Origin of the sequence: Halomonas stenophila, assembly GCF_014192275.1 — a bacterium.
In the GTDB taxonomy this organism is placed as follows: Bacteria; Pseudomonadota; Gammaproteobacteria; order Pseudomonadales; family Halomonadaceae; genus Halomonas; species Halomonas stenophila.
In genome coordinates this window covers 805,855-822,565 of the sequence record NZ_JACHXR010000001.1, presented here as the reverse complement: position 1 = coordinate 822,565, position 16,711 = coordinate 805,855, and the positions used below count along the sequence as shown (strand labels likewise).

Below are 16,711 nucleotides of genomic sequence, written 5' to 3'. Positions count from 1 at the left end.
TCAGCCCTTGTAGAGACGCGGGTTGAGCACATCGCGCAGCCAGTCGCCGAGCAGGTTGATGACCAGCACCAGGATCACCAGCACCAGGCCGGGGATCAGGGTGATCCACCAGGAGCCGGACTGGAGGTAGTCGAAGCCGGACTTGATCAGCGAGCCCAGCGACGGCTGGGTCTCGGGCATGCCGAGGCCGAGGAAGGACAGCGCCGCCTCGGAGATGATGGCGTTGGCCACCTGGACGGTGGAGATGACGAAGATCGGCGACAGGGTATTGGGCAGGATGTGGCGGAACATGATGCGCCGGCTGGACAGGCCCATCACCCGAGCGGCATCGACGTATTCCTTGCCCTTCTCGGCGAGCACCGAGGCGCGCACGGTGCGGGCGTACTGGGGCCACTCGGCCAGGCCGATGATCAGCACCAGCAGCGGCACGGCGTAGGCGCTGTAGGTGGCGCCGCCGAAGATCGCCTTGAACAGGGCGCCGACCACGATCGCCACCATCAGGGTGGAGAAGGACAGCTGGATGTCGGCCAGGCGCATCAGGAAGGCGTCGACGCGCCCGCCCAGGTAGCCGGCCAGCAGGCCGAAGCACACGCCCAGCGCCGCCTGCATGGCCACCGCGCCGAAGCCGATGATCAACGACACCCGGGCGCCGTAGAGGATGGTCGACAGCAGGTCGCGTCCCTGGGCGTCGGTGCCCATCAGGTAGGCCGGGTCGCTGCCGTCGATCCAGAAGGGCGGCAGCTCCGAGGCCAGGATATCGATCTGGGCCAGGTCGTAGGGGTTCATCGGCGCCAGCCAGGGGGCCAGCACGGCGGCGGCGACCAGCACGATGAACACCGCGAGGCTGACCTGGGCGATCGGGTCGCGCTTGAAGCTGTAGAGCAGGTAGGAGTCGCGCAGGCGCTCCCAGCGGCTCGCCGTGGGGGAGCTCTCGATGGCAGAGGTCGTGGTGGTCATGCGGGCTTTCCTGTCAGCTTGACGGTGGGGTTGACCAGGCCGTAGATCAGGTCGACGAGGGTGTTGGTGATCACGAAGATCAGCCCCACGATCATCAGGTAGGTGACGATCAGCGGAATGTCGGAGCGCTCGATGGCGTCGAGGAACATCAGGCCCATGCCCGGCCACTGGAAGACCGTCTCGGTGAGGATGGTGTAGGCCACCAGGGTGCCGATCTGTACCCCGCCGACGGTGATCACCGGCAGCATGGTGTTCTTCAGCGCATGCAGGAAGTAGATGCGCCGCGGCGAGATGCCCTTGGCCCGGGCGAACTTGACGTAGTCGGACTGCAGCACCTCGAGCATCTCGGCGCGGATCAGGCGGATGAACAGCGGCAGCATGATCGAGGCCAGCGAGATGGCCGGTAGCACCAGGTAGGTGAGGCCCTCGAGGGAGGCGAAGTTGGTCTCCCAGGTGCCGATGACGGGCACCGGGTCGCCGCGACCGTAGGCCGGCATGCCGCCGTCGGTGGTCAGCAGGCCATTGAGCCAGGCGCCCCAGCCGGTGTCGGCGGGGAAGGGGCTCCAGGACACGCCGATGGCGAACAGCTGGATCAGCACGATGGCGGTGAGGAACACCGGGATCGAGATGCCGATGATCGACACGCCCATGAAGACGCGTGACAGCCAGGCGCGCGGCTTGATGGCGCTGTAGACCCCGATGGGGATCGACAGGGCGATGATCAGGAAGGTCGAGGCGGCGACCAGCTCCAGCGTCGCCGGCAGATGGCGCAGGATGACCTCGGTGGTCGGCTCGTTGAAGACGTAGGAGTAGCCGAAGTCGAACTGCACCGCCTTGGCGGCGAAGCGCAGGTACTGGACCGCGAAGGGGTCGTTGAGGCCGAGTTCCTCGCGCAGGGTCTCGCGCTCGCTCTCCGGGACGGACTGGCCGACCATCTGCTGGATGGGGTCGCCCAGGTTGTCCTGGATGGCGAAGGCGATCACGCTGATGACGAACATCACCAGCAGCGCATGGAAGAGGCGCTTGATCAGAAAGGCGATCATGGGTGGCGTCCCGTGTGCAACACGTGGTGACAGGCTCCGCGGAGCCTGTCACGGGGTCAGGTTGGAGGACTCGCCGGCGAGGCCGCCGGCGAGGGAGGATCACTCTTCCGCGATGACCAGGTCCCCGAGGTAGGGGAAATTCATCACGTTGAGGACCGGTGCGATGTCGACCCGGTCGGCGGAGGCCCAGGCCAGGTCCTGCCAGTGCAGGGGGATGAAGGCGGCCTCCTCGTGCAGGGTCCGCTCGACCCGCTGGAGCATCTCGGCGCGCTTCTCGAGGTCGACCTCCAGGTTGGCCTCGGCGACCAGGGCGTCGAGCTCCGGGTTGCAGTAGTTGCCGGCGTTGTACTGGCCGGCCCCGCTGTCGGCATCCGGGCACTGGGTGAGGTACTCGTGGAAGTTGGCGGAGTCCTCGGTGTCGGCGTGCCAGCCGATCATCATCATGTCGGCGACGCGGTCGTCGTACTCGCCCCAGTACTGGGCCTTGGGCAGGGTCTTGAGGTCCACCGTGACGTTGATGCGCGCCAGCATGGCGGCCACCGCCTGGGCGATCCTGGCGTCGTTCACGTAGCGGTTGTTGGGCGCCATCATGGTGATCGCGAAGCCGTCCGCGTAGCCGGCCTCCACCATCAGCTGCTTGGCCTTCTCCAGGTCGTAGCGCGGTTCGAGGCCGTCCACGTGGCCGGCATAGCCTGCCGGCGAGAACTGGGCGGCCGGGGTGGCGAAGCCCTTCATCAGGCGGTCGGCGATGCCTTGCTGGTTGATGGCGTAGGCGAAGGCCTGGCGCACGCGCGGGTCCTGGAAGGCCTCGACGCGCTCCTGGTTCATGTGGAAGAGGATGATCCGGGTGCCGGACATGGTGACCAGCTGGGTGTCCTCGTCCTTACGGATGCGCTCCAGGTCGTTGGGCGGCACCGGGGCGACGAAGTCGACGTCGCCGGAGAGCAGCGCGGCCACGCGGGTGGCGTTCTCGCTGATCGGGGTCAGGACGATGCTGTCGACGTTGCCCGGGGAACCCTCGTCCCAGTAGTCCGCGTTGCGCTCGAAGGCGATGCGCACGCCCTGCTGGCGTTCGGTGACCTCGAAGGGACCGGTGCCGGAGAGGTGGCGTGAGGCGTAGGAGTTGCCGTTCTTGACGATCTCGTCCTTGGGGTCGCCGTCGGCGTCGGTGCCGCTGTAGAACTGGCGGTCCATCGGGAAGATGTAGGTGGCCAGGTTCGGCAGCAGCGGGTAGGGCTTCTCGGTGGTGAACTCCACGGTGTGCTCGTCGACCGCCGTGACGGAGGCGATGGGCTCGAAGATCGCCTTGAAGTCCGGGCTGCGCTTCAAGCGCTCCACGGTCCACACCACGTCCTCGGCGGTGAAGGCGTTGCCGCTGTGGAACTCGACCCCCTCGCGCAGGCTCATGCGCATGGTGGTGTCGTCGACCTGCTCCCAGGCGGTGGCCAGGCGCGGCTCGAACGCGAGGTCCCGGGTCCAGCGGACCAGGGGATCGAAGGTCATGTGGGAGAGCTGCAGGATGCCGCCGGAGAGCTGCTCGTGGATGTCGAGCGAGACCGGGTCGGCGTCGTAGGCCATGCGCAGATGGTTCTCGGCCTGGGCGAACGGAGCGATCGCAGCAGTCGTCATGGCGGCGCCGATGACGCTGGCCAGCAGAGTCTTCTTGATTGTCATGAGTCGTTCCATGCCGGATGGATTGTTGTTCTCCGCCTCGCCGAGGGCGGCGAGGCGAACGACCGTTTATTCCGGTTCAGGCCCCAACATAGAGAGTCCGGCGGCAGGAAGACAATCGAAAAAGTGACAGGCGTCATGCGCCCGGCGAATGAGGATGAGGACTCGCCGGGCGGCGGGGGATCAATCTTCGCTCGGCGGCGTCACGCGATCGATCCGATACAGGGTGGAGACCTGGTCGAGGCCGGTGACGCTGCACTCCAGGTCGGTGATCCGGCCGTCGCTCAGGCCGTAGACCCAGCCGTGCACGGCGAGCGGCTGGCCACGCTGCCAGGCGCGCTGGATGATCTTGGTGCGGCACAGGTTGTTGACCTGGGCCTGGACGTTGAGCTCGCACATGCGGTCGACCTGCTGCTCCAGCGGCAGGTGCTCGAGGTTCGGGCGATGCAGGCTGTAGAGCTCGCGTACCGAGTGCAGCCAGTAGTCGACGATACCGCATTCGCCGCCGGTCACCGCGGCCTTGACGCCGCCGCAGCCGTAGTGGCCGACGATCATGATGTGCTTGACCTTGAGCACGTCCACGGCGAACTGCACCACCGAGAGGGCGTTCATGTCGTTGTGATGGAGCAGGTTGGCGACGTTGCGGTGGACGAACACCTCGCCCGGCGGCAGGTCGATGATCTGGTTGGCCGGCACCCGGCTGTCGGAGCAGCCGATCCACAGGTAATCGGGATTCTGCTGCTGGGAGAGGCGGGCGAAGAAGTCGGGATCCTGGCGGCTCACGCTCTCCGCCCAGTCGCGGTTGCGCTCGAGCAGCTGCTTCATCTCGGTTTTCATGGTGGGGTCTCTTATGAACAGGCCATCTGACCGATAGCATTTTTTATTACCGGCATAGTGCCGGTCAATGGCCGCGGGGCTCCCTGGCGCTGTCGGCGACTGGTATGATCGCTGCCACTTCACGCTCACCCACTTCTCAGGAGATTCCTGTGTCCGAGTACGATTACGATCTGTTCGTCATCGGGGCGGGTTCCGGCGGCGTGCGCGCCGCGCGGACCGCCGCCGCCACCGGGGCCCGGGTCGCCGTGGCCGAGGACCGCTACCTGGGCGGCACCTGCGTCAACGTGGGCTGCGTGCCCAAGAAACTGTACTCCTATGCGGCCCACTTCCACGAGGCGTTCGAGGACGCCGGCGGCTTCGGCTGGCAGCTGTCCGGTGCGCCGGCCTTCGACTGGCCGACCCTGCGTGACAACAAGATCGGCGAGATCAAGCGCCTCAACGGCATCTACGGCCGCCTGCTGGACAACGCCGGGGTGCGGCTGATCAATGGCCGCGCGACGGTGCTCGATCCCCACCACGTCGCGGTGGCCGGGGAGACCATCAGCGCCGAGAAGATCCTCGTCGCCGTGGGTGGCTGGCCCTGGGTCCCGGACTTCCCGGGCAGCGAGCTGACCGTCAACTCCAACCAGGTCTTCGATCTCGACAGCTTCCCCGAGCGCTTCCTGGTGCTGGGCGGTGGCTATATCGCCGTGGAGTTCGCCAGCATCTTCAACGGGCTGGGCAGCGAGTCGCACCTGGTCTATCGCGGCGAACTGTTCCTGCGCGGCTTCGACCGGGAGGTGCGCGAGTACACCCGTGACGAGATGGCCAAGAAGGGCGTCAACCTGCACTTCGAGGTCAACATCGAGGCCATCGAGAAGGTCGCCGGTGGGCTCAAGGTGAGCCTGACCAATGGCGAGACCCTGGAAGTGGATGCGGTGCTCGCGGCCACCGGCCGGCGTCCCCACCTGGAAGGGCTGGGCCTCGACTCGTTCGACCTGGCCACCCACCCCGATGGCAGCCTGCGCGTCAACGAGCGCTTCGAGACCTCGGTGCCCTCGATCCTGGCGCTGGGCGATGTCATCGGCGGTCCCGAGTTGACACCGGTGGCCCTGGCCGAGGCCATGCAACTGGTCGAGCACCACTACGGCGAGACCACGCCGGCGCCGCTGGACTACGCGCGGATCGCCACGGCGGTGTTCTGTCACCCCAACATCGGCACCGTGGGCCTGTCCGAGGAGGAGGCCCGGGAGCAGTGCGGCGAGATCCGGGTCTACACGGCGGACTTCCGCCCCATGAAGCACACCCTGTCCGGCAGCAGCGAGCGCTGCCTGATGAAGCTGATCGTCGATGATCATAGCGACGTGGTGGTGGGCGCCCACATGGTCGGCGAGGAGGCCGGCGAGGTGATCCAGGGCATCGCCATCGCGGTGCGTGCCGGGTTGACCAAGGCCCAGTTCGACCAGACCGTCGGCATCCACCCCACCGGGGCCGAGGAGTTCGTCACCATGCGCAGCCCCTCGCGGCGCTGAGCGCTCCCCGGCCGGCGAGGCCGTCATGTCCTCGTCACTTCGGCGGGCCACCCTCACGAGGGTGGCCCGCTGGCGTTTGGGCGAGGGCATGGCGTACGCCGGGTGGACTAGACTAAAAAATGGTCGTGCCTTCCGGAAAGCCCACGACATACTATAATTTCGTATTATGGTTTGTCGGCAGCAGGATAACCTGCTTTTTGAAAAGGAGGTAAGCGGCTGTTATGATGCCCCTCAAATTCGCTACAGCGAACACCATAATGAACGCAACCACCGAGCCCTTCATTCCCTCCGCCGACCTGGCCAGGCCCAGCGTGGCCGATGCCGTGGTCGGCCATCAGGCCACGCCGCTGTTCATCCGCAAGCCCAGCCCCGACGACGGTTGGGGGATCTACGAACTGGTCAAGTCCTGCCCCCCGCTGGACGTCAATTCCGCCTATGCCTACCTGCTGCTGGCCACCCAGTTCCGCGACAGCTGTGCCGTGGCCACCAACGAGGAGGGCGAGATCGTCGGTTTCGTCTCCGGCTACGTGAAGAGCAACGCCCCGGACACCTACTTCCTGTGGCAGGTCGCGGTGGGCGAGAAGGCCCGCGGCACGGGCCTGGCCAGGCGCCTGGTCGAGGCCGTGATGAGCCGATCGGAGATGGCCGAGGTCCACCACCTCGAGACCACCATCACCCCGGACAACCAGGCGTCCTGGGGGCTCTTCCGGCGCCTCGCCGACCGCTGGCAGGCACCGCTCAACAGCCGCGAGTACTTCTCCACCGACCAGCTCGGCGGCGAGCACGACCCCGAGAATCTCGTCCGTATCGGTCCCTTCCAGACCGACCAGATCTGACCCCGATGTTGCAGCGCCGGCCCCACGCGGGCCGGCACGGCACCCCTTTATCCGCCGCTTTTTCCCGACAGGAGGTCACAATGCAGACCCAGACCCTCGAACGCATGGAATCCGATGTCCGGACCTATTCACGCTCCTTTCCGGTCGTCTTCACCAAGGCGCAGAATGCTCGCCTGACCGACGAGGACGGTCGCGAGTACATCGATTTCCTGGCCGGTGCCGGGACCCTCAACTATGGCCACAACAACCCGCACATCAAGCAGGCGCTGGTCGACTACCTGGCCTCCGACGGCATCGTCCACGGGCTGGACTTCTGGACCGCCGCCAAGCGCGACTACCTGGAGACCCTGGAAGCGCTGATCCTCAAGCCGCGGGGCCTGGAGTACAAGGTCCACTTCCCGGGGCCGACCGGCACCAACGCCGTCGAGGCGGCGATCCGCCTGGCCCGCGTGGCCAAGGGCCGTCACAACATCGTGACCTTCACCAACGGCTTTCACGGCGTGACCATGGGGGCGCTGGCCACCACCGGCAATCGCAAGTTCCGCGAGGCCACTGGCGGCATCCCGACCCAGGGCGCCGCCTTCCTGCCGTTCGACGGCTACCTGGGCGAGGGCACCGACACCCTGGACTACTTCGAGAAGCTGCTCGGCGACAAGTCCGGTGGCCTCGACGTGCCGGCCGCGGTCATCATCGAGACGGTGCAGGGCGAGGGCGGCATCAACGTCTCCGGCCTGGAGTGGCTCAAGCGCCTGGAGGGCATCTGCCGGGCCCATGACATCCTGCTGATCGTCGACGACATCCAGGCCGGCTGCGGCCGCACCGGCAAGTTCTTCAGCTTTGAGCATGCCGGCGTCATCCCGGACATCGTCACCAACTCCAAGTCGCTGTCCGGCTTCGGGCTGCCCTTCGCCCACGTGCTGATGCGCCCCGAGCTCGACAAGTGGAAGCCCGGCCAGTACAACGGCACCTTCCGCGGCTTCAACCTGGCCTTCACCACCGCCGCCGCCACCCTGCGCAAGTACTGGAGCGACGACACCTTCGAGCGCGATGTCCAGCGCAAGGGCCGCGTGGTCGCCGACCGCTTCCAGAAGATCGCCGCCTGGCTCGGCGAGCAGGGCATCGAGGCCTCCGAGCGGGGCCGTGGCCTGATGCGCGGCATCGACGTGGGCTCCGGCGACATCGCCGACAAGATCACCGCCAAGGCCTTCGAGAACGGCCTGGTCATCGAGACCAGCGGCCAGGACGGTGAGGTGGTCAAGTGCCTGTGCCCGCTGACCATCACCGACGAGGATCTCGTCGAGGGACTCGACATCCTGGAGGCCAGCGCCAAGCAGGCCCTCAGCTGATATGCTGATTGGCTACCGGGTCGGTTGCGCCGGTCCGGCGGCCCGCTCATCGGTCGGCCACGGCGGGGCCGTGGCCGACCCGCCATAGACACTACTGGAGAGCCTCCATGATCGTTCGCAACCTCGAAGTCGCCCGCGAGACCGACCGGCTGGTCACCGCCGAGAACGGCAACTGGGACAGCACCCGTCTGTCGCTGGCCGACGACGGCGGCAACTGCTCCTTCCATATCACCCGCATCTACGCCGGCACCGAGACCCATATCCACTACAAGCATCACTTCGAGGCGGTCTACTGCATCGAGGGCGATGGCGAGGTGGAGACCCTGGCCGACGGCAAGATCTGGCCGATCAAGCCGGGCGACATCTATATCCTCGACCAGCACGACGAGCACCTGCTGCGGGCGTACAAGACCATGCACCTGGCCTGCGTGTTCACCCCGGGGCTGAGCGGCAAGGAGATCCATCGCGAGGATGGCTCCTATGCGCCGGCCCACGAGGAAGCCGACGACGAGAAGCCCCTCTAAGCTGTCATCAGGGCGGTCTGATCCCACAAGGCCCCGGGCTCCTGGCCCGGGGCCTTGTCGTGTCCGGACGGAGCGGCAGGCGGCCCCGGGAACGTGGGTCGCAGGCGGCTAGAACAGGCCCTTGGCCAGTTCGGCGGCCTTGTGTCGGTAGGCGTCCTTCTCGTCCCGTACGTAGGCCTCGGTGGTCGCGGAGTTGGCGTGGCCCAGCAGCACCTGAAGCTCGCGTATCGACATGCCCTGTTCGTGCATGAAGGTGGCGAAACTGCGGCGCAGGTCATGCGGCGTGACCGCTTCCCCCAGCAGCTCGGCACAGCGGCGTCTCGCCTTGCTCAGTACGTAGTTGATCACGCCGAGGGTCAGGCCGTTCTCGCCGATGACGGGAGCCGAGCGGTTGTTCCAGTAGGGGCAGAAGAGGGCGCCGCTGTCGTAGCCTCGCTCGGTCTCCAGGTAGTCGAGCAGCGCCCGCCAGACCGGCTCCGGGGGCACCACCAGGCGTTCCTTGTTGCCTTTGCCGTGAATATGGATCTCCTGGCTCCTGAAATCGATGTCCCGGGGGACCTGGATCCTGGTGACTTCCTCCCGGCGAATGCCGAGAGAAGCCATGAAGGTGATGATCAGCGCATTGCGCCGCGCGGTCGGGGTGCCGTCGGAGGCAGCCGCCTGGATCAGGCCACGCAGGGTCGCGATGTCGTGGGCGCGCCCCTTCGGCTTCCTGGGGTTGCTGGCCGGCCGGATCGCCCGGATCCTCTCGAAGGTGTCGGGCGACATGACCTCCATCGCCCAGGATTCCTTCGCGATGCCTTTCAGGGCGGCCAGGTAGGCGTTGCGGGTACTCGCCTTGTAGCCGGCCTCCCGCAGGTGGGCGAGGATGAAGTGGACCACCGGCGCCCGGAGGTCGTGCCAGACGAGATGCTCATGGTCCTCGGCGCCGAACAGGCGAGCCATGTTGTTGAGCAGGTAGAGCTTGCTGCGGGCCCCGGACGAGGAGTTCTGTGTCTGCAGGTGAACGTGGGCGGGATTCTCGAGCCGGGGAATGGGCGCAGGCGTGACACGCATCACGGGCCGCGAGGCATCGACGGCCCCGGGCCGATGCTGGTGAGCGGCGGGCAGGTGCGGGCGATGTCGTGGCGTGGGCTTGCGACCGTCGGCCGGCGCGGTGGAGGGCGGCGGTGCCACCGGGGCGAGACACCCGTCGCTGTCTCGATCGTCCTCATGAAACCCGCTCATGGTGTCGGTCCTTGTCATTCGCTGTGGCAGGGAAGCCTGGGGGCCAGGGGGGGGCATTGGCCTCGATGGATACCTAAGATCATCATTTTACGGATTTTTTCAGCTGGCGCGATGATCCGGTGAGTGCCGTCGCCGATGTCGTCCCGGGGAAGCTGAATGAACCAAATTGATCATAACGTCAATTATGTTCAAATTGATTCATCATGCTGATGGCTGCCCTGTCCTGTGCCGTGTCACCGGCCCGATGCCACGCCTTCCATGCCTCACACGTGCCGACCGTCGATCACGAGTCAAGCATCCGTCGATATACGGGTGAGCGTGAGGCATCGGGCCCCTTGACCGGGCACACGCCCGCAGATCATGCCGTCTCGTCGAGCGCAGGCGCTCTTCTGGCTCCGTTGTACGACGGTCAAGCGACACAGGCGTCTCCTGGCGGTCAGAGAACCAGGATTGCCGTGCGGGTCGTCGATGGGATCCCGTGCCGGAGACGTCCCGGGCGTGGCGAGGAGGGCGTTCTTGGCCGGGCCGACCCCCGCATCGGCGCCGGCCAACGCATATGACCGACATGGCCGGCTTGCCGGGCCGCGACATCGTTACGGCCGCGCCAGTGGGGCTCGCCGGCACGCTGGAAGCGCCAGACCCGACGATCGGTCTCACCATCCGCATCAGGCCTGTCTCGCCAGCAAAGGATTCCGCGCGATCGAGTCGGGGAGTGGTGATGGCCAGGGATGCGAGCCATGTCCGTGGCCGATGATTGTGTTCTCGTGCATTTTCTCGTGACGGCAATGTCCAGACATCCCGCTGGTCCGGAGGTCCGGGTGACGCGAATCAGAGTGGCCAAGCGCGCTTGGCCACGTCACAGTCATGTGTTCGTAGAATATATATTATGTTAAATCAATGGTGAGACAGACGCCCGCATGTCGCACCAACCCCCTCACTCGCCTTGGGCCTGAGGCCGGCACGACGGCTCACCGTGGACAGCCGCGGCCCGCCTCCTTATCATCGCCGCATTCGTTTGCTCGCTCGAACGCCCCGGCGTTCGATTTTCCCCGGTCTGCACAAAGGACGCTTCCGACATGCCGTTACGCCCCCCGTTGATGCTGTCTCTTCTCGGACTGACGTGGCTTGGGGGATGTGCGCTCGTGCCTGCGGATCGCCCCGACCCCCCCGAGCCCCTGACCCCGCCGGCCTTCGAGGCGCGTATCGACCGCCTCGAGGAGACCCTGTCGGCACGCTGCGATGCCCGCCTGGAGATGCTCGCCCAGCATCGTCAGCAGCAGCAGCGGTTGACCACCGATGTCCGCGAAGTGGGAAGCCTGCTGCGCAACCTCCGCCAGGATGTCGCGGGCCTGAGCGCCGATGCCGCCGAGTCGCCGACGGTCGCCGACTGCCCGGCCGGCGATGAGCGCCTGGCCAACAAGGCACTGCTGGGACGCAGCGAATGGGTCGGCTTCCCCAGCGTCGGTACCTATCTCGAGGCGCGCATCGATTCCGGCGCCAACACCTCGTCGCTGTCCGCCACCGAGATCACCACCTTCGAGCGTGACGGCGAGGACTGGGTCCGCTTCAAGCTGGGCCTGAACGACGAGGATGGCGCGGTCGACGCCGTGCGCGATGACTGGATCGAGGCCCCGGTGGAACGCCGCGTGCGGATCGTCCAGGCCAACGGCGAGCAGTCGCGCCCGGTCATCCGCCTGCTGATGACCCTGGGGTCGATCCGCGAGACCGTCGAGTTCACCCTGACCGATCGCATCCCCCTCGACTACCCCGTGTTGCTGGGCCGTCGCTTCCTGATGGACATCGCCGTGGTCGACGTGGCCCAGGAGCATATCCACGAGCGCCCCAGCTTTCCCGACGATGGCCCGGCAACGGAAGACGGCGCCAACGAACCCGACGGTGAAGCCGAGCAGGATAACGGCTCCGCCTCACCCTGATCCCCAAGGAAGACGTAATGTCCCGACTGCCCTTCTACCTGGTCGTCGCCCTCCTGCTGGTCATCGGCATCGGCATGAGCGTGCATCGTCACGTCGAATTCGAGGTGCCCTGGACGCCTGGTGAACAGCGCCAGGTATGGGAGATCGAGGCCCAGGTCAACTTCCGCGCCGACGGCGGCCCCGCCAAGGTGGAGATGGCCCTGCCCTCCACCCAGGACGGCTACCGCGTACTCACCGAGCATACCGCCTCGCCCGGCTACGGGCTGACCTTCCTCGAGGAGAACGGCAGCCGTCGCGCCCGGTGGTCGATCCGTGAGGCGCGCGGCAGCCAGCAGCTCTACTACAGCGCCCAGCTGCTGGTCGCCCCCCAGGCACGGAACGCCGACCGGCCGACGCCGAAGCCTTTGCCGGCGGTGGTCTGGGAGCGTCCCTACGATACCGCGGCCAGCGAGGTCATCGAACGCGCCTGGTCGCGCAGCTCCGACCCGTTCACCTTCGCCCGGGAACTGATCGGCGACTTCACCGAGGACCGCCAGAGCGAGAACACCCGGCTGCTGCTGACCCAGTTCGATCGCGTGCCACTGCTGGTGCGCCTGCTCAACCAGGCCGGCGTAGCGGCCCGCGAGGTGAATGGCCTGATGCTCGAGCATGGCCGCCGCCGACAGAGCCTGACGTCCTGGATCCAGGTATACGACGGCGACCAGCGGGCGCTGTTCAACCCCGCCGATGGCGCCCAGGGCCGGCCGGACAACCTGCTGCTGTGGGAGGCCTCGGGCCAGTCGGTGCTGGAAGTCCAGGGAGGCACCAACTCGCGGGTGACCTTCTCCATGCTCTCCCGCAACCAGCCCGCCGCCGCCGCCGTGCGCAGCCAGCTGGCCAGGGGCTCCGACACCCTGCTGAATTTCTCGATCCACAGCCTGCCGCTGGAGGAACAGGCGCTGTTCCAGACCATCCTGCTGCTGCCGATCGGCGCCCTGGTGGTGGTCCTGCTGCGGGTCCTGGTGGGCATCAAGACCTCGGGCACCTTCATGCCGGTGTTGATCGCCCTGGCCTTCATCCAGACCACCCTGGTGACCGGGCTCATCGGCTTCCTGCTGGTCGTGGCGGTGGGACTGGTGATCCGCAACTACCTGTCCTACCTGAACCTGTTGCTGGTGGCGCGAGTCACGGCGGTGATCATCACGGTCATCGCCATCATCTCGCTGTTCTCGGTGCTGTCCTATCGCTTCGGGCTGAATGCGGGGCTGCAGATCACCTTCTTCCCGATGATCATCCTGTCCTGGACGATCGAGCGCATGTCGATCCTCTGGGAGGAGGAAGGTCCCAAGGAGGTGCTGATCCAGGGGGGTGGCAGCCTGCTGACCGCGGTGCTCGCCTACCTGGCCATGAACAACCCCTGGATCCGGCATATCACCTTCAACTTCCTGGGGGTGCAGCTGATCCTGATGGCGCTGATCCTGCTGCTGGGCAACTACACCGGCTACCGACTGCTCGAGCTGCGCCGCTTCAAGCCGGTGACGGAGGACTGACGCCATGTGGACCACTCCCGCCCGCCTGAAGGCCAAGGGCATCATCGGCATGAATCGCCGCAACATCCGCTATATCGGTCGCTACAACGACCGGCGCCTGTATCCGCTGGTCGACGACAAGCTGAAGACCAAGCTGCTGGCCCAGCAGTACGCGATCACCACCCCGGCGCTGATCGGCACCGTGACCACCCAGTTCGGCGTCAAGCACATCCGCGAGATGCTCATGGGACACGCCGGCTTCGTGATCAAGCCGGCCAAGGGCAGCGGCGGCAAGGGGATCCTGGTCGTCGAGCGGGTCGACGGCGGCGATTACATCAAGCCCAGCGGCAGCCGACTGTCCCTGGAGGACGTCGAGCGGCACGCCTCCAATATCCTGTCGGGCCTGTACTCCCTGGGCGGGTCGCCCGACGTGGCGCTGATCGAGTCGCTGATCAACTTCGACGAGACCTTCGGCGAGTACACCTATGAGGGCGTGCCCGACATCCGCGTCATCGTCTTCAAGGGCTATCCGGTGATGGCCATGATGCGGCTGTCCACCGCCGCCTCGGACGGCAAGGCGAACCTCCATCAGGGGGCGGTGGGCGTGGGGATCGATATCGCCACCGGCACCGCCATCCGCGGGGTCCAGTTCGACCGGGCCCGCCACGACCACCCGGACACCGGCCACGAGCTGGCCAGCCTGTGCATCCCGGGCTGGCAGACCCTGCTGCTACTGGCGGCGGGCTGCTACGAGATGACCTCGCTGGGCTATCTGGGCACCGACATGGTGCTCGATCGTGACCATGGCCCCATGCTGCTCGAGCTCAATGCCCGTCCCGGCCTGGCGATCCAGATGGCCAACGGCGAGGGGCTCCGTCCGCGGCTCGACCTCATCGAGCAGCAGCCCGAGGGCATCGGCGCCGAGGAACGGGTGGCCTTCGCCCAGCATCACTTCGCCCGCCGCAGCGAACTCGCCACCACCGAGGCGCCGCCGGTGGCCGTGTCCAGCGTCTGAGGAGATCGCTGGGCGAGACCTTTTCCTGAGTATTCGAGGGGAAACCTGATCCTCGTCAAGGATTCCCGCTCCCCTGCCGTCTACCCTGCCTCCCATAACAACAACGCCGCCGCCACGGGAGGCCATTTCATGTCACGCCCCGATCCCCACGAGTTTCCCGCCGCCCTGCTGCCCGGGGAGCTCCTGGCCCTGGCCGGCGATCACGAACGCCAGGAGATGGGCCACTATCGCCGCCTGGCCTTTCGCTTCCTGCCCTTCGGTCGCGGTATCAGCCGCCTGATGGCGACCCTGGGCATCGAGTGCGAACGGCGCCTGGTGGACATCCACGGGTCCGTTGGCGAGCTCGACCCGCCACCATCGCGTGTCGCGCCCCCGACGGGACACGCCTGGCAGGCAGGGGCGGAGAGCGGCAAGGCCTCCGGGCTGATCGCCGGTCGCGGCCAGGCGCTCGCCGCGCTGAAGCTGGCCGAGGCCCGGGCCGAGCACGCGGTGCGGGTGGCGGCGCACCTCCAGGAGATCAATGCCACCCCCTTCCTGCAGACGCTGCTGCTCGGCATGCTCGCCCAGAAGCAGGCCGAGCGGCATATCCTCGCCGAGCTGGTGGCGGCGTATGACGGGGAGGATGCCGAGGATGCCCGACTGGCCGGCCGCGACTGGCCACGGGGCTGGCTGGCGGGGGCCAGGCGACTGCCCGGCCTGTCCTCCGGTTGAGGGCAACCATCAGGGCAACGACCAGGGCTATTGCAGTTCTTGGAGTTGGTCCGTCGACAGGTCTGCGAGGGGGCGCTGTGAACCCCTCCCTGGGCGCTACCGACGCCATCCATGGCGTAGGACCCCCTCTTCGACCTGTCCCCGGCGCCCCTCGCCACCCAACTGCGATCGCCCTGGGGCAACGACGCGGTGACTGGCTCCCTTCGGGCGTGGCGCGTAGAATGTGGCCTTCATCCCGAGACCCGCATGGCCAGCATGACCGATTCCCGCGCCCTGATGCACCAGGCCGAGCGACAGTGCCGTCGCCGCGGCGTGCGCTTCACCCCCATCCGCCAGCGGGTGCTGCAGATGATCGCGGACACCCGCGGCGGCCTCAAGGCCTACGACCTGCTGGACCGCCTCGCCACGGAGCATGCCGCGGCACGGCCGCCGACCGTGTATCGCGCCCTGGAGTTCCTGATCGACCAGGGCCTCGTGCACCGCATCGAGTCGCTCAACGCCTATGTCGCCTGCCCCTGCCCCGAGCATGCCCACGGCTTCCAGCTGCTGATCTGCCGCGACTGCGGCCGCGTCGAGGAGCTGCACCTGGATGACATCAACGAGCAGCTGGGCGCGCGGGCCCGGGAGCTGGGCTTCGCCGTCCAGCGCCAGACCATCGAGCTGCTCGGCCAGTGCGATAGCTGCCGCGCGGCCGCCGAGGCCCTCTGACCGTCATTGCCGGAGACCGCATGTCCGATACCTTCAAGGCGCTGGAAGGCGCCGCCCCTGACAGCCGCCACCCGCTGGCCGAGATCCTCGCCGCCATTCGCTTCAATGCCGACGGGCTGATTCCCGCCATCGCCCAGCAGCACGACAGCGGCGAGGTATTGATGATGGCCTGGATGAACCGCGAGGCCCTGGAGGAGACCCTGCGCAGCGGTCGGGTCTGCTACTGGTCGCGCTCGCGCGGCAAGCTGTGGCGCAAGGGGGAGTCGTCCGGCCAGCAGCAGCACCTGCGGGCCGCGGCGCTGGATTGCGATGGCGATACCCTGCTGCTGCAGGTGGACCAGACGGGGCCGGCCTGTCACAGCGGCCGGCGCAGCTGCTTCTACGTGGCCCTCGAGGGCGACCAGGCGCGGGTGATCAGCGCCCCGCTGGTCGATCCCGCGACCCTCTACGGCGCCGGGACGCCTCGCTGAGCCCATGGCGGCGCGGCACGACGGGGGCACGAGGGGCTGGCTCGGCCGGGCGATGATCGGGCTGGTCCGGGGCTATCAGCTCGTGCTGAGCCCCCTGCTCGGCCCGCGCTGCCGCTACTGGCCGAGCTGTTCGCACTACGCCATGGAGGCGATCCGGGTGCACGGCCCGGGCCGTGGCGGATGGCTGGCCCTGCGTCGGATCCTGCGCTGTCACCCGGGCTGCGCCGGGGGAATCGACCCCGTCCCGGGCGGGCCCAGCGAGGCGCTGTGCCGCGACGACCCCGAGCTCGACGAGCATTTTCGCTGCCGCGCCCGGCCGGGGCGAACGGACTGAGCCCCGGGTGTAGTAGTGGGCTACCACCCGTCCCGCGAGCGCCCATGCCAGACTGACCTCTCCGCGCAACGCCAAGAGG

16 protein-coding genes are annotated in these 16,711 nt (G+C 67.2%); 11 read left to right on the top strand and 5 right to left on the bottom strand.

Annotation, left to right across the window (positions count from 1 at the left end; genetic code table 11):
* The 4 genes from FHR97_RS03715 to can form a co-directional block, all read right to left on the bottom strand.
* The gene (locus FHR97_RS03715) at positions 1–957 is read right to left on the bottom strand and encodes an ABC transporter permease (protein ID WP_183382386.1); all 957 of its coding nucleotides are present in this window, start codon (positions 955–957) and stop codon (positions 1–3) included.
* Entirely contained in the window at positions 954–2,000 is a 1,047-nt protein-coding gene (locus tag FHR97_RS03710; protein WP_183382385.1) for an ABC transporter permease, read from the bottom strand. Before FHR97_RS03710 ends, FHR97_RS03715 begins: the two co-directional genes overlap by 4 nt.
* A gap of 99 nt (positions 2,001–2,099) precedes the next feature.
* On the bottom strand, positions 2,100–3,674 hold the full coding sequence (locus tag FHR97_RS03705) for an ABC transporter substrate-binding protein (protein WP_183382384.1): 1,575 nt from the start codon (positions 3,672–3,674) through the stop codon (positions 2,100–2,102).
* A 180-nt stretch (positions 3,675–3,854) separates the two neighbouring features.
* Positions 3,855–4,508: a carbonate dehydratase gene (gene can / locus FHR97_RS03700; protein ID WP_183382383.1), complete on the bottom strand. Its 654-nt coding sequence runs from the start codon at positions 4,506–4,508 to the stop codon at positions 3,855–3,857.
* 149 nt (positions 4,509–4,657) lie between these two features.
* On the opposite strand from can, the gene gorA reads away from it, so the two are divergent.
* The 4 genes from gorA (at position 4,658) to FHR97_RS03680 (ending at position 8,725) form a co-directional block, all read left to right on the top strand.
* Entirely contained in the window at positions 4,658–6,019 is a 1,362-nt protein-coding gene (gene gorA, locus FHR97_RS03695; RefSeq protein ID WP_343065545.1) for a glutathione-disulfide reductase, read from the top strand.
* Between the two features lie 257 nt (positions 6,020–6,276).
* Entirely contained in the window at positions 6,277–6,855 is a 579-nt protein-coding gene (ectA, locus tag FHR97_RS03690) for a diaminobutyrate acetyltransferase (RefSeq protein ID WP_183382381.1), read from the top strand.
* A gap of 80 nt (positions 6,856–6,935) precedes the next feature.
* A complete protein-coding gene (gene ectB, locus FHR97_RS03685; RefSeq protein ID WP_183382380.1) occupies positions 6,936–8,201 on the top strand; it encodes a diaminobutyrate--2-oxoglutarate transaminase in 1,266 nt (421 codons plus the stop codon).
* 107 nt (positions 8,202–8,308) lie between these two features.
* Complete coding sequence (locus tag FHR97_RS03680; RefSeq protein WP_183382379.1) at positions 8,309–8,725, top strand: ectoine synthase; 417 nt, start codon at positions 8,309–8,311, stop codon at positions 8,723–8,725.
* Positions 8,726–8,833: 108 nt separating this feature from the next.
* Here the strand turns inward: FHR97_RS03680 and FHR97_RS03675 are convergent, their stop codons facing one another.
* On the bottom strand, positions 8,834–9,952 hold the full coding sequence (locus FHR97_RS03675) for a tyrosine-type recombinase/integrase (RefSeq protein ID WP_183382378.1): 1,119 nt from the start codon (positions 9,950–9,952) through the stop codon (positions 8,834–8,836).
* Positions 9,953–11,094: 1,142 nt separating this feature from the next.
* Between FHR97_RS03675 and FHR97_RS03670 the strand changes: the two genes are divergently transcribed.
* The 7 genes from FHR97_RS03670 (at position 11,095) to yidD (ending at position 16,632) form a co-directional block, all read left to right on the top strand.
* Positions 11,095–11,886, top strand: a complete 792-nt coding sequence (locus tag FHR97_RS03670) for an ATP-dependent zinc protease family protein (RefSeq protein ID WP_484494471.1) — start codon at positions 11,095–11,097, stop codon at positions 11,884–11,886.
* A gap of 17 nt (positions 11,887–11,903) precedes the next feature.
* The gene (locus FHR97_RS03665; protein ID WP_183382376.1) at positions 11,904–13,415 is read left to right on the top strand and encodes an inactive transglutaminase family protein; all 1,512 of its coding nucleotides are present in this window, start codon (positions 11,904–11,906) and stop codon (positions 13,413–13,415) included.
* 4 nt (positions 13,416–13,419) lie between these two features.
* On the top strand, positions 13,420–14,409 hold the full coding sequence (locus FHR97_RS03660) for an alpha-L-glutamate ligase-like protein (RefSeq protein ID WP_183382375.1): 990 nt from the start codon (positions 13,420–13,422) through the stop codon (positions 14,407–14,409).
* Between the two features lie 129 nt (positions 14,410–14,538).
* Positions 14,539–15,120: a hypothetical protein gene (locus tag FHR97_RS03655; protein WP_183382374.1), complete on the top strand. Its 582-nt coding sequence runs from the start codon at positions 14,539–14,541 to the stop codon at positions 15,118–15,120.
* A 255-nt stretch (positions 15,121–15,375) separates the two neighbouring features.
* Entirely contained in the window at positions 15,376–15,828 is a 453-nt protein-coding gene (locus FHR97_RS03650) for a Fur family transcriptional regulator (RefSeq protein WP_183382503.1), read from the top strand.
* A gap of 20 nt (positions 15,829–15,848) precedes the next feature.
* The gene (gene hisI / locus FHR97_RS03645; RefSeq protein ID WP_183382373.1) at positions 15,849–16,298 is read left to right on the top strand and encodes a phosphoribosyl-AMP cyclohydrolase; all 450 of its coding nucleotides are present in this window, start codon (positions 15,849–15,851) and stop codon (positions 16,296–16,298) included.
* Positions 16,299–16,302: 4 nt separating this feature from the next.
* Positions 16,303–16,632 (top strand): membrane protein insertion efficiency factor YidD, encoded by a 330-nt coding sequence (gene yidD, locus FHR97_RS03640; RefSeq protein WP_183382372.1) that lies wholly within the window; start codon positions 16,303–16,305, stop codon positions 16,630–16,632.
* Positions 16,633–16,711: the final 79 nt, after the last annotated feature.